Origin of the sequence: Microcoleus sp. AT8-B5, assembly GCF_036705565.1 — a bacterium.
In the GTDB taxonomy this organism is placed as follows: Bacteria; Cyanobacteriota; Cyanobacteriia; order Cyanobacteriales; family Microcoleaceae; genus Microcoleus.
In genome coordinates this window covers 1-13,341 of sequence record NZ_JAUBUY010000044.1, presented here as the reverse complement: position 1 = coordinate 13,341, position 13,341 = coordinate 1, and the positions used below count along the sequence as shown (strand labels likewise).

Annotated in this window: 13 protein-coding genes and 1 pseudogene; 9 read left to right on the top strand and 5 right to left on the bottom strand. The window is 47.3% G+C overall.

Going from position 1 to position 13,341, the window contains the following annotated elements; all coding sequences use genetic code 11:
- The first annotated feature begins 122 nt into the window (after positions 1-122).
- Positions 123-263, top strand: coding sequence for a hypothetical protein (locus tag QUB39_RS23670; RefSeq protein ID WP_333057392.1), 141 nt, complete (start codon positions 123-125; stop codon positions 261-263).
- On the opposite strand, the gene QUB39_RS23665 is transcribed toward QUB39_RS23670, so the two are convergent.
- Positions 244-1,188, bottom strand: coding sequence for a phosphate ABC transporter substrate-binding protein (locus tag QUB39_RS23665; protein ID WP_333057394.1), 945 nt, complete (start codon positions 1,186-1,188; stop codon positions 244-246). The two genes, QUB39_RS23670 and QUB39_RS23665, sit on opposite strands and share 20 nt — an antisense overlap.
- A gap of 369 nt (positions 1,189-1,557) precedes the next feature.
- Between QUB39_RS23665 and QUB39_RS23660 the strand changes: the two genes are divergently transcribed.
- Positions 1,558-1,764: a transposase gene (locus QUB39_RS23660; protein WP_445243118.1), complete on the top strand. Its 207-nt coding sequence runs from the start codon at positions 1,558-1,560 to the stop codon at positions 1,762-1,764.
- Between the two features lie 603 nt (positions 1,765-2,367).
- Here QUB39_RS23660 and fabD read toward each other — a convergent pair.
- The 4 genes from fabD to QUB39_RS23640 form a co-directional block, all read right to left on the bottom strand.
- Positions 2,368-3,249, bottom strand: coding sequence for an ACP S-malonyltransferase (fabD, locus tag QUB39_RS23655; RefSeq protein ID WP_333057395.1), 882 nt, complete (start codon positions 3,247-3,249; stop codon positions 2,368-2,370).
- A 561-nt stretch (positions 3,250-3,810) separates the two neighbouring features.
- Positions 3,811-4,812: a beta-ketoacyl-ACP synthase III gene (locus QUB39_RS23650; protein ID WP_333263537.1), complete on the bottom strand. Its 1,002-nt coding sequence runs from the start codon at positions 4,810-4,812 to the stop codon at positions 3,811-3,813.
- A gap of 164 nt (positions 4,813-4,976) precedes the next feature.
- Positions 4,977-6,026 carry a phosphate acyltransferase PlsX gene (plsX, locus tag QUB39_RS23645; protein ID WP_333057397.1) on the bottom strand — a complete coding sequence of 350 codons (1,050 nt, stop codon included), beginning with the start codon at positions 6,024-6,026 and terminating at the stop codon, positions 4,977-4,979.
- Between the two features lie 386 nt (positions 6,027-6,412).
- A complete protein-coding gene (locus QUB39_RS23640) occupies positions 6,413-7,513 on the bottom strand; it encodes an RNA-guided endonuclease TnpB family protein (RefSeq protein WP_333211469.1) in 1,101 nt (366 codons plus the stop codon).
- A gap of 301 nt (positions 7,514-7,814) precedes the next feature.
- On the opposite strand from QUB39_RS23640, the gene QUB39_RS23635 reads away from it, so the two are divergent.
- From QUB39_RS23635 to QUB39_RS23605, 7 genes and pseudogenes are all read left to right on the top strand, one after another.
- Positions 7,815-9,149 carry a D-alanyl-D-alanine carboxypeptidase gene (locus QUB39_RS23635; RefSeq protein ID WP_333211471.1) on the top strand — a complete coding sequence of 445 codons (1,335 nt, stop codon included), beginning with the start codon at positions 7,815-7,817 and terminating at the stop codon, positions 9,147-9,149.
- A gap of 81 nt (positions 9,150-9,230) precedes the next feature.
- Positions 9,231-9,515 (top strand): 30S ribosomal protein S16, encoded by a 285-nt coding sequence (gene rpsP, locus QUB39_RS23630; RefSeq protein ID WP_006633724.1) that lies wholly within the window; start codon positions 9,231-9,233, stop codon positions 9,513-9,515.
- Positions 9,487-9,990, top strand: coding sequence for a KH domain-containing protein (locus tag QUB39_RS23625; protein WP_333057401.1), 504 nt, complete (start codon positions 9,487-9,489; stop codon positions 9,988-9,990). Before rpsP ends, QUB39_RS23625 begins: the two co-directional genes overlap by 29 nt.
- Before the next feature lie 374 nt (positions 9,991-10,364).
- Positions 10,365-11,318 (top strand): PhoH family protein, encoded by a 954-nt coding sequence (locus QUB39_RS23620; RefSeq protein ID WP_333057402.1) that lies wholly within the window; start codon positions 10,365-10,367, stop codon positions 11,316-11,318.
- Positions 11,319-11,441: 123 nt separating this feature from the next.
- Positions 11,442-11,846 carry a ChuX/HutX family heme-like substrate-binding protein gene (locus QUB39_RS23615; RefSeq protein WP_333057403.1) on the top strand — a complete coding sequence of 135 codons (405 nt, stop codon included), beginning with the start codon at positions 11,442-11,444 and terminating at the stop codon, positions 11,844-11,846.
- Between the two features lie 253 nt (positions 11,847-12,099).
- On the top strand, positions 12,100-12,876 hold the full coding sequence (locus tag QUB39_RS23610; protein ID WP_333211473.1) for a DUF6816 family protein: 777 nt from the start codon (positions 12,100-12,102) through the stop codon (positions 12,874-12,876).
- A gap of 184 nt (positions 12,877-13,060) precedes the next feature.
- Positions 13,061-13,341, top strand: a pseudogene (locus tag QUB39_RS23605) (photosystem II q(b) protein); the annotation flags it as partial.

The following is a 13,341-nucleotide window of genomic DNA, read 5'->3' as shown; positions in this document are numbered from 1 at the left end:
AATTTTAAATTACATCGAATATTAGCCTATCAGTTCAGCAATCAAAAAAGTAGCACTACACGGATTTTGACACGGATACACGGATAGGTCGAGCGATCGGACTGTTTAGCTAATTGGCTAAGTTGACTATCATCACTGTATCCGTGTTTATGCGTGTCGTGCTGTTAGATGGTTTGGCGGTTGAAACCGCTTTGCAAGCTTCTGTAGCGCCCGAATTTATTCTGGCGAATTCTTTGCAAAGGCTCAATTTCCGGCCAGCATAGCTTTTTGTCCTTCCGAAGCAGTCGCGTAGCCCAAGAAATCCTTAACTGTTTGGCTAGGAGGATTTTTGTAGGCGTAGTATAACTGCCGCTTGTAAGGATAGTTACCCGCATCCGGCGTCGCACCGTTGACGGGAACAACGCGCACTGTTCTCTGATTGGCTACTTGAGCGAAAGTCGCATAGCCAATACCGTTATTGCCTAAAGCTTGCAGCAGAGGAGTTGTCGCATCTCGATCGAGCGTGGTAATATTTGCCGTCGTGCCAAACTCGCCACCTCCGAGCACTTGTTCTTTAAACGTTTGGTGAGTGCCACTAACTGCGGGTCTGTTAATTACTTTCATCGGGCCCGCCGGGCCGCCGACTTTCGACCAGTCTTGAGTATTTCCCTTAAAAATATCTTGAACTTGAGCCGAGGTTAAACCTCCTTTGAAGGGGTTGTTAATGCCGACTACAAGGGCGATCGTATCTAGGGCAACAGGCACCGCTGCCAAACCCTGACCTTGTTGTTGAGCCGTCAAAGGCTGCGATACCGCAGCAATATCGGCTGTTCCTGCCACCAAATCTTGAATTCCCTTTGCAGAACCGTTAGCTTTGGAATCAACTCTAGTGCCAGGAAACTTGGCTTGAAAGCCATTCTTAAGATTGAGGTTGATTGTCACCATACTGGTAGAACCTTGAATCCTGACAGTCGTACCCGCAGGAACAGAAGCTGGAAGTGCAAAGGAACTAGCTGCAACAGGCGAAGAAGCACCGCCGACTACTGGCGCGACGGGAAGTGGGACGACATCGCCTGCGGGTGTGGGAGTGGGGGGATTGTTACTAACATCTTGCGACGCTGGTTTGTTGAGAAAAAAGAACCAGCCGCCACCGGCTAGCAAGAGAAATAACAGGATAAAAACTATGGGGGGAGGCCCGCTCTTAGCCATAAAATTGTCCTTAGCTGGGAAGTTCTTTGTTGTTGGAGTCGTCTAACATTTGTAGCCTGCGATTAACTTCATCGTCTAAGGTCATATTTTCTAATTCTGCCTGAAGTCTTTCTTGGGGGTTCTCAGATATTTCTGCTAAAGCTTGCTGTTTGAGGTTGCGGCCGTGGACGGCGTTTTTGGCTTGCTCAAATTGCGATCGAGCTGAATCGATACTGAGGTCGTTGTTGACTTTGGATATGGCTCAGAGGGCTTCGTTAATCTCGGCCATATCTTTCATATTTTGCATATCGGTTTTGTAAGCTTCCAGACCCAATGCTGACAAGACTTGAGGCGATATTTAGGGATTTGATGGAAAAATGACAGGGAAGGCTGGTAGAATTCAATGGGGAAAGCGATCGTGTTCATTTGTTGTTACAGTACACTGCACAGACCGAACCAAGTAAATTGATTAACAATTTAAAAACCTTGTCTAGTCGGTACTTGAGAACATATTTCGCTCCTGAAATCAACCAATTTTATTGGAAGGATGTGTTATGGACAAATGGCTATTTCATCGCTTCATATCAAATCCTTTAGCATCGGAATAGTAAATTCGAGTTCACTGTTCACGGCGTTGACTGTCAACCGTCAATCGATTTTAGATTTTAGATTTTAGATTAAAGAATTGACTTGCGCGAGATAAATGCGGGGGGCTTGAGGATTTTCGATTTGCGATTTGGGATTGATTCCACGGATAAATCACGTGGCGGATACCACCTTTGAAATTCGTGGTCAACAGTCAATATCATGTATGAGTGTTACGGGAAATTATATCATGTGGTGGCGTGACTGTTGAACAATTGAAAAAATACATTAATGAGCAAGATAGACCTGCTGAATAAAGAGACTTCTTGTGCTTTGATGTCGTCATCCACCCGTTCATAACCTCATATCAAATCCGTTAGCATCGGAATAGTAAATTCGAGTTCACGGCTTTGACGGTTGACGGTTGACAGCGTTGACTGTCAACCGTCAACCGTCAACCGTCAACATCATGTATGAGTGTTACCGGAAATGAGATCGCAAGCATAGCTTTGAGGTTATGAACGGGTGCAATCAGGAGTCTTGCGCGCCTTTCATCCCACACTAACCTTCGCTCGGTATAGTGTGGGGATTCCCGTCTGTTTAGCTAAAAATAGATTAAGCGGGCAAATCTGCAAAACTGCTCACATTTACCAGCGCTAAATCGGGACAAGTCCGTTTGATCAAACCTGTGAGAACTTTGCCGGGGCCAATTTCTACTACGCGATCGATTCCTTGTTGGGGCAATTGCATGGAAATTTCTCGCCAGCGCACGCCTTTGGTCATCTGCTGAGTCAACCGCTGCTTTAAAGTGGCTGCGCTGGTAGTGGCTGACGGTTCTGAGTTCGAGAGCACCAGCATTTTAGCATCGGAAAACCTTGCAGACTTTAAGGCTAGTTGAAACTCTGCTGCCACTCCGGCCATCAGGGGAGAGTGAAATGCACCGGAAACATTCAATTTAACGGCGCGTTTGACTTTGATTTTGGCAAGCAAATCTTCTACTGCTGCGGGCGTTCCAGAAATCACGACTTGTGCTTCGCTGTTGTCGTTTGCCAGCACTACGTCTCGGCTGTATTGAATTTGCAGTTCTAGTTCCTGCCTGTCGAACCCGATCAAAGCCACCATTTGACCGCCGGAGGCAGTGTCCATGAGTTCGGCGCGGCGTTTGACTAAGCGCAATCCGGTTTCAAAGTCAAAGACGCCTGCTGCGTAGAGGGCAACGTATTCTCCTAAACTGTGACCGGCAACTACCGCTGGTCGATCGCTTTTTTCTCGCACTAAGTCGGCCAAAATACTTTCTACTACGAACAAGCAAGGCTGAGTGTAGAGCGTCCGAGATAGTTTTGCTTCTTCTTTTTGGCAAACTTCCGGGACAGACCAGCCTAAAATTTCTTTAGCGAGCTCAAATTTGGCTTTGGCTGTTGGCAAGTTTAATAAGTCTGCACCCATCCCGATCGCCTGGGAACCTTGTCCGGGAAATACCCATGCTGTTTTAGTCATTTTTCCGGTAATCTGCTAATTGGTGGTTGCTAATTGGTGATTGCAAAAATTATTTCTTTCCCGCTTCTAACTTCGCTCGCTGGTATCCGCTATCTTTCGGTTAACGAACTATCTACTCGCGACTCACAACTATAACATATAATTGCGATTTTAACCAGGTTTATATTTTTTTTGCTACTTTAATTTAATTAATAGCCGTAACAAAATTTTTAACCTTCAAGCCGGGGAAAGTCGATCGAAGAATAGAGGATTTTCAATCTCAGGGCGGGCTTGTCAAGAACTCCTGTCCCGAGGGAGTACGGCTGCGCCCCTTGCCCTATGTATGGCTTGTTAAAGGATTTGTATTATGCAACGGTCGCACTCCCCACAATCATTAGCCAAAGTTTAAAGCCGCCAAACATTATACCAGTTCCCAAAAAGAATGAAACTGCTTTACCAGCTCCAAACCCATAGTTCCTCAGTAATTCCCCATCTAAAATCGAAAATCGCCAATCGAAAATCAAAAATGGTATTACCATGATTCCCCAATCGAAAATCGCCAATCGAAAATCGAAAATCGCTTTACCTTCCCCATTGAAAAATCGCAGCCCCCCAAGTCAAACCTGCACCGAAACCAGCAGCAGCAATAGTATCGCCCGCTTTAACTTTACCCATACGCACGGCTTCGTCTAAGGCAAGGGGAATTGAAGCCGCTGAGGTATTGCCGTAATTCGCCAAATTGCTGATTACTTTTTCGGGGGGAATCTTTAGCCTTTGGGCAACTGCATCAAGAATCCGCTGATTGGCTTGGTGCAACAACAGCCAGTCAATTTCGGCGACGTTGACATTTGCCCGAAACATAGCTTTTTCTATGACTTCCGGCACTTTTCTCACGGCAAAGCGATAGATTTCTTGACCATTCATTGTGATGGGTTCAAATCCGCCAACTCCGACGCTGACGCCCTCAATTAATTCTTTTGACTCGGCTTTGTAAGCCAAATTGAGAGACGAATTTTGTGTGCCGTCGCTGCGAATTTCAAATCCCAAAAAGCGATCGACTTCTGAAGCTTGTAATACCACCGCACCTGCACCGTCTCCAAATAGAATGCAAGTACCCCGATCCGACCAATTCACCCAGCGAGACAAAATATCTGCTCCGATTAGCAAAACATTTTGATACACCCCTGTGCGAATGAACTGCGAGGCTGTCACTAAACCAAAAACAAAGCCCGAACAAGCTGCTGTCAAATCAAAAGCCACAGCTTTTGTCGCGCCCAACTGATATTGAATTTTACTGGCAGTGCCAAACAAATCGTCAGGACTGGAAGTTGCCAAAATAATTAAATCGATATCTGTCGGCGAAATTTCTGCCATGGCGATCGCCTTTTGAGATGCCTCTGTGGCTAAATCGCACAAAGAAGTGCGATCGTCCGCCAGCCTGCGGGAGCGAATACCCGTCCGCGCGCCAATCCACTCGTCATTCGTTTCTACTATCTGACTCAAACCGTTATTATCCAGCGAAACCTGCGGTGTACAAGAACCGCTACCCGTGACGGCAATTCCGAACCCTGATTGCTGCAACATTCCTCTCCATTTACTCGCTGTTCGATAGAGAAATTAAAAATTAAAAACTACCAATTAAAATTATTTTTTAAACTGCTGAAATTACTTTTTTTTAAGCAAAACAGTTGGTTTAAGCTGACATTTTTAATTTTACATTTTTAATTTTTAATTCCTACTTACTGCCTCTAGTTCACAGCTTCTTGTTCCAGAGCGCTTTGGTTATTGGACGATCGAATTCGCTCCAGCACTTGGTTGTCAACAGCCTCCTTCGCCAAACGAATGGCATTGAAAATTGAAGCAGCTTGAGACGAACCGTGGCTGATAATGCAAACTCCAGCAACGCCCAACAGCAAACCGCCGCCGTGTTCAACGTGGTCTACCCGCTGCTTGAATCCTTGCAAGCTTTTTTGCAGCATAGGGTCGTTAATTTGATGTTGGAGTCCTTTGACCAACTCTTCCTTAAGCACCTGGACTACGACTTCGCCCACTGCTTCCGCAAACTTCAACAACACGTTGCCGACAAACCCGTCGCAGACAATCACGTCGAATTTCCCCGACAGCACGTCGCGGCCTTCGGCATTGCCCACAAAAGGAATGTTCGGGTTGTCCACCAATAACTGGTGAGTTCGCACTGCGGCGTCGTTGCCTTTAGAAGGTTCTTCGCCAATGTTGAGCAGGCCGATTTTAGGTTCGGCGACGCCGAGAACGCACTGGCTGTAAATAGTTCCCATAAGAGCGAACTGCTCCAAAAATTTGGGGCGGCAGTCCACATTAGCGCCAACATCGAGAATAAGTACAGAGCTGCCCGGTATCATTGTCGGCAAAACCGCACCGATCGCAGGGCGATCGATTCCGGGGAGCCGGCCCAATCTGAGCAGGGCAGCAGCCATTGCCGCGCCGGAGTGACCGGCGGACACCACAGCATCAGCTTGCTGCTGCTTTACCAAGTTCATCGCTACGTTAATCGAAGCGTTGGGCTTGCGTTTGAGGGCACTCAAAGGTTCTTCGTGCATTTCCACCGCTCCTTCAGAAGGAACGATTTCTAGCTGACCTGTACAGACGCGGCCGATCGCGTCTTGTTGCCGGAGCGAGTCTTCTATTTGCTGTGGGTCGCCCACAAGCAAAATCTCTACGCCTAATTCTTCTTGTGCCTTAAGCGCTCCAGCTACAACTTCGGCGGGGGCATGATCCCCACCCATAGCGTCTATTGCAATTCTTGCGCGTGTCGATCCCATTGACCAATGTTTGAGAAACACTAAAAATTCTACCAGGAATTGAACCTCCCCACGTCTAAAGCCGGGGGATTCTTGCCCACCAATCAAGGCGACAACGGGACATTCAAGTATCCCTCTACTCACTCAAACAGCTTAAAGCTGAGATTGCGTATACTTTCTGAGTCCTTCCTATGTTTAAGTTTGAACGCTCCATACCCTGCCATTATTTGCCCTTTAACTATTCCAAATCAAGTTGGATCTGTCCGTTGCTGGGATTGCTCCATACTAGGGTACTTCAATGCGCTGCTTCGTAAAACTTACCCAAACTTGACTAAAGCCATCTTTAGTCGCAATTCAGAACTCACTTCCTGCGCTGTTGGGTGGTCGGCCATCCCAAGATAAGCAGGCTATCCCCCAATAGCCTTGGGTTCCCAATTCAAAATATTCAAGCTAGCATTCAAATCGCGATCTATTGACACGCCGCAAGCAGGACAATCATAAGTCCTCACTTGCAAAGGCATATCTTTTTTATGCCCGCAATTGGCACAAATCTTAGAACTGGGGAACCATCGATCTACCAGCACTAAGCTTGCTCCATACATTTTGCACTTATACTCTAGCTGTCGCCTGAATTCGTAAAACCCTAAGTCGGATATTGCCCCTGCCAACTTGTGATTTGCCAGCAATCCTTTAACATTCAAGTCTTCTATCTTAATTAACTTGAAAGTTTTCGCTAAATAAGTCGTCAACTTGTGAAGGAAGTCTTTACGAATGCAGGCTATCCGTGCGTGGAGTCTGCCGATCTTGTTGTAAGTTTTGCGTTGGTTGCGAGAACCTTTTATTTGTCTTGACGCCTTGCGCTGTAAAGTAGCAAGCTTGGTTTTCGCTTGCTTGAGCGGTTTTGGCGCATCAAACACTTGACTGTTTGACAGGGTGGCCGCATATTTGACACCTACATCAATTCCTACAGAACTATCAGGCTGTTGAATTGGCAGGCGTTGGGCATCAACACAGAAAGAGACGAACCAGCGATTTCCTTCTTTTGAAATGGTAAAAGTTTGAGATGCAAATCCACACGGGAGTGGCACGCGCGGCCGAAAAGTCCCCAAAGTAGGAATCTTGATGGTGTTACCAGCACTTAGCAAAACTTTGCCATTAGAAGAATCAACCGTGAATGATTGCCCGTCTCGGCGGCTGGCAAATTTCGGATGGCCGGCTTTCCCCAAACGATACCGACTGAACGCTTCTTTCAAGTCAATCAAAGCGTTTTGGTAAACACGAGAAGACAACTGGTTCATCCAAGCGCATTCAGGTTGTTTCTTGACGTGGTTGGTAAGAACTTTCTTGACTTCGCCGATAACCTTTGAGTCAGAAAAATTGCCCTCACCGTACATTTGGACTCGCAGGCTCAATCCTAAATTGAAAACAACTCGCCTAAATCCTGCGTGTTTTGCCATCAAGGTCGCTTCGCTGTTATTCAATTTGAGCGCTCGCTTGACGGCAAACATGGAACTTCTTCTCGGCAATCAACTGTAGATAAGTTTAGCAAACTATTTGGCACTTAAGTCCGACTCTGATAGAACTTGTTTTGTCACTACTTTACTATTTTTGACTGCAAATTGAAAAAATCAATGAAATAGTTTACATGACCGCAAGCACTTTAGTCCGGAAACCCCGGATTCATCCGTGGAGCGAAAAAAAAGCTCCCCATCCTCATCACTTGCCCCCGGATTTATCAGTGGGAGCGCTTTCTTCAATTCTTTAATCTCAAATCTAAAATCTAATATCGATTGACTTTAGGAGTAAAAAATGCTGGATTTATTTAGCTCAGGGATGATGTCTCTGTGGCTGGACATGGCTGGAGTAGGCAGTGCCGCGCCTAATGCTGCGTCAGTGCTGGCTTGGCGGGGAGGGATACCCGGGTTAGTGGTGGCCGAAGATTTGGCTTTTGGGCGAATAAATGCGGCAAATCCCGACTTGCCAGCAGAAGCGACGGTGCGGGAATATTTGAAAGAGTTGAAAGACAAGAACTTGATTGAGGGCAATCAGGGAATTTGGGTGCAAGCGGGAATGATGCCGCTGGTAAGTCAGCAGGGCAAGACGCTGATGCCTGGGGCTTCGCTGACTAAGATTGCGACTTCTCTAGCGTCGCTGGAGACTTGGGGCCCGGATTATCAGTTTGAAACGCGGTTCCGGGGAACGGGGCCGATTAGGAATGGGGTGTTGCAGGGGGATTTGGTGGTCAGCGGCGGGGGCGATCCGCTGTTTGTGTGGGAGGAGGCGATCGCCGTGGGCAATGCTCTCAATCAAATGGGTATCAATCGTGTGGCGGGGAATTTGGTGGTGACAGGCAATTTCCGCATGAATTATCAGTCCGATCCTTTGGTGGCGGGGGAGATACTGCGGCAAGCTCTTGAGGGTAGTAATTGGCCTGCGGACGTGGTGGCAATGTATTCTAAGATGGCTCCGGGAACTAGAAAGCCGCAAGTAACGGTTGCCGGCAGCGTCATTGCTGAGAAATTTGTGACTTCGGGGCGTTTGCTGCTGAAGCGCCGATCGCTTCCTTTAGCCGAAATTCTCAAGCAGATGAACGTCCACAGCGATAATGAAATAGCTCAGATGCTGGCCGACGATTTGGGCGGGGCAAAAATAGTGCAGCAGCAAGCGACTTGGGCCGCGGGGGTGCCGGAGGAGGAACTTCAATTAGTTAACGGTTCGGGATTGGGAGTGGAAAATCAGATGTCTCCGAGGGCGGCTTGTGGGATGATGCAGGCGATCGCGCGCAACCTTCAGACGACTGGGCTGACAGTTGCTGACTTGTTTCCGGTGTCCGGGCGCGATAAAGGAACTTTGGAATACCGACACATTCCGCGATCGGCTGTGGTGAAAACTGGTACTTTGGACACGGTGATTGCTTTGGCGGGAGCCATACCCACGCGCGATCGAGGTTTAGTTTGGTTTGCAATTATTAATCGCGGCACCGATTGGGACTCTTTGAGAGCACAGCAAGATATATTTTTGCAAAAATTGGTGCAGCAGTGGGGAACTGCATCGATTTTGCCAGTAGCAATTACACCGCACATTGACGGCGCCAGACCTGCCTTGGGGGCAGCAAATCGTAGCGATATTTTGGTCGGAGGTTAAGAAATAGGGGTTGAGTTGGGGTTCGGGGAAGGAGCACTGACAAAATAGCTTAGAATTGGAACAAGACTATTGTGCAAGAAGATGATCAAACTGCGATTGAAGAGATACGGGAAAAAACGCGAGACCAGCTACCGAATTGTAGCGATGAACAGTTCTACTCGCCGCGACGGCCGTCCCCTAGAAGAGCTCGGCTATTACAACCCCAGAAATAACGAAACCAGGCTGGATGTTCCAGCGATTGTCAAGCGCCTGCAAGAAGGCGCTCAGCCAACTGACACCGTGCGTGACATCCTGAGAAAAGCCCATGTATTTGAACAAGTCGGAGCCGGAGCTAACGTTGAATCCAGCACAGCAACAGTCAGCTAGTCCCAACTATGCTGGACTGGTTAAGTTTTTAATTGGGCCTTTTTTAGAGACCCCCGGCTCTTTGCGGGTTGATTGCGAACTGCACCCGCGCCAATCGCGGGTCTGGGTTAGGCTGGCTTTTGAAGATCCCGACAAAGGCCGGGTTTACGGTAGGGGCGGACGCAATATTCAGGCGATTAGAACTACGCTCGAAGCGGTGGCGCAGACGGCTGGTCAGTCCCTCTACTTAGATATATACGATGGCGAAGCGGGCGATCGTGGATCTGGCCCGCCTAGGGGCGATCGGGATCGCCCGGATCGCGATCGCCCAGATCGCGACCGCCCAGATCGTGGCTCGCGGGAGCCGCGAGGCGACTTCCGACCCCGGACGCCACCTCCGTCGCCGAGTCCCTTGGCTAGCAGAACTCCGAGAGAACAACCTCGCCGTACTAACACACCTACGTTTAGAACGAGCAGAAATACTCCCGGTTATTAACTAACTGCAGAACCCAGAAAGAATTTTAGATTTTAGATTGCCTGTTGTAGAGTTTGTATTACAAGCCCCGTTTGGTTGGAAATTGCCGGTTTTGCGATCGGAAACAAATGTAAAATTTTAAATTTCAAATGTCAGCGGCATCAGGTTAATCTAAAATCTAAAATTTCAAATCTAAAATCTAAAATTGCCTGACTTAATAGAAGGGAGATTTGATTTGTGCCTCAAGCACCAAACTCATTTGGGAGCTAAATCTAAAAGACGCCTTAGATACTAGGTAAAATCTAGTAAGGGGCGTCTTTTTGTTCGCAAATAGTGACTGGTTGAACGTTTAGTTGTTAACTTTTAATTGCTTATTTGGAGGAGATTATGTTGGCATGAATGAAAAACTAACAATAGAGTTACCGAGCACCCAAAGTGCAATGTCGCTGGCCGGTAATCAAGAAGAAAACCTGAAAATGATCTCTAAGCAAACCGGTGCTACCCTGGTAATGCGAGGGCAAGAACTGCTGATTTCTGGCACAAAAAGTCAAGTAGAATTGTGTCATAAATTAGTGCGATCGCTCTCCGACTATTGGAAATCCGGCAAAAATATTACCGGAGTTGAAATCCAGACGGCGCGCCAAGCTTTGGATAGCAACCGCCAAGGCGATTTACAAGACTTGCAGCGAGACGTTCTCGCCAGAACCCGTCGCGGCGAAGAAATTAGAGCCAAAACCTTCAAGCAGCGGCAATACGTCCAAGCAGTACGCACGCACGACCTGACATTTTGCATTGGCCCCGCTGGTACTGGCAAAACATTTCTAGCTGCTATTTTCGCCGTGCAAGCGCTGTTGAGCAAGCAGTACGAACGGCTGATTTTAACCAGGCCAGCGGTGGAAGCTGGCGAAAAATTAGGGTTTTTGCCCGGAGATTTGCAGCAAAAAGTCGATCCATATTTGCGCCCGCTTTACGACGCCCTGCAAGAAATGATCGACCCTGAAAAAATGGCCGATTTAATGGAAAGAGGCTTGATCGAAGTAGCTCCTTTAGCTTATATGCGGGGGCGCACTCTCAGCAATGCTTTCGTAATTTTGGACGAAGCTCAAAATACGACGCCGGCTCAGATGAAAATGGTGTTGACTCGTCTGGGCTTTCGATCGAGAATGGTAGTAACGGGGGATATCACTCAAACAGATTTGCCGCCAAACCAACAGTCGGGATTGTCAGTCGCCCAAAACATTCTACGCAACGTTGAGGGCATTGCTTTCTGCGAATTCTCTCAGGCGGATGTGGTGCGACATCCTCTAGTGCAGCGGATTGTCGCTGCTTACGAACTGCACGAAACATAGTCATTAGTCATTAGTCAGTAGTTGTTGGTTGTTAGTTATTGTTGTTTTTAATTACCAATAATCAATGCCCAAGGCTCTTCGGCCCAATGCCCAATTCCCAATACCCAATTCCCCAATTAAATTATGCCTAATCTGAAAGAATTCTTGGAAGCTTGCGAACAATTGGGCACGCTGCGTTTAATCGTGACTAGCAGCGCGGCTGTGCTGGAAGTGCGCGGTTCAATTCACAAGCTGTTTTATGCGGAGTTGCCGAAGGGAAAGTATGCCAATATGCACGCCGAAATATTTGAGTTTCACCTAAATATGGACAAAATAAAACAGGTGAAGTTTGAAACTGGTGAGGCAAAAAGAGGCAATTTCACTACTTATGCAATCCGTTTTCTGGACGAACAAAATGAGGCTGCTTTGAGCGCGTTTTTGCAGTGGGGAAAGCCGGGGGAATACGAACCAGGACAGGTGGAAAATTGGCACGAGTTGAAGGAAAAATACGGGGAGGTTTGGGAACCTGCACCTGTTGAGGCGCTTTAAAAAATCGGCTTTTCCACCTTTGAATTGCATATTGGGGGCGGGTAGGATGCCCACCCTCTACTCCCACAAGCCGAACATTTATTTTTGTGCAACAGGCAGGATGCGTGTTTCTAAGAATGGTAGAAAATATGATGTTTAAGTCGTTTGTTGTCTAATTTGTGAATTAATGAACCGCAGAGGGCGCAGAGAACGCAGAGAAGAGATAAAGAAGAGAAAGAGAGACAGAAGGTTAGTTTTTTGAATGTAATTAGGTATGAAGGTATTTTGGAGTTTTTGTTTGGTTTTGCTGGTGTTGCTGTGGGGTGGTGGTGCGAGGGCAGGGGTTTTGGGCGATCGCATATCAAGTTTTCCCAATTGGGAAAGCAAGCCTTCTATCGCTGTAGCTAAGGGAGATTTGGTATATTCCGACTGGATGGCGGGGAATTGGAATGTTTCTAGCACTTTGGTAGATTTAGCCGCTCCTTTAGCGCCAAATATTGTCACGCCAGGGTTTGAAAGCAACCGCCAGTATTTGCAGCAGCCGGTATTATTTAAAGTGCGATTTCAACCTGAAAAAAATCTTGGGTTAATTTCTAATTATACATTGAAAAAGGCTCAAAAGATTGTAGCCGATCGCACTTTTAACGGTTTGAATATTGCTAAGGCTTATTTAGGCGATGGTGGCGTACTTTCGGTGAAAGTCGATCCGACCAATCCCAACCGCCAAATTACTGTTTTGAAAGGGGAACGCCAATTAATTTCGATTGTTACCAGTCGGGGAACTGAGACGCCGAATCCTCGCGAGTTTGTGTCTACAGAGATTTCTCAGCAGATTTTTCGGGGAGAGTCTGATATTTATTTAAACGAGGTGGAAACAACAACGGCTTATCGAGTTGTTGGAGGCGGGAAAAATGGCGATTCTGCGAGTAAAAGAATTGAGGCCGATCAGGTGACAGCGATTTATTTGTCGCCGCAAGACCCGGATTATTTTGCTGCTGGGGGGCATCCTGTGGCTTTGTACCGATATCGGTTGGAGTTGGTGCGCGCATAATTAAGCTGTCATCTCGATCGGTCTAGCGATCGACTTTTTTCGCCCCTGTCTCTCCTTTCATCAGCTTTCCTGATGACCCTCATCAGTTTAACTGTCGCTAAACCCCTTTACAAACCTTAACGATAGGCGTAATAATATAAACATCATCCGAACATTGACAACCAAATACAGCAATCATAAAACCATGACAACAACCTTACAGCAGCGCGAAAGCGCCAACGTCTGGGAACGCTTTTGTGAGTGGGTCACAAGCACCGACAACCGCATTTATGTAGGTTGGTTCGGAGTCTTGATGATTCCTACCCTCTTAAGCGCCACCATTTGCTACATCATCGCCTTCATCGCTGCCCCTCCAGTGGACATCGACGGCATCCGCGAACCAGTAGCAGGTTCCTTGATGTACGGTAACAACATCATCACAGGTGCTGTTGTTCCTTCATCTAACGCGATCGGCTTGCACTTCTA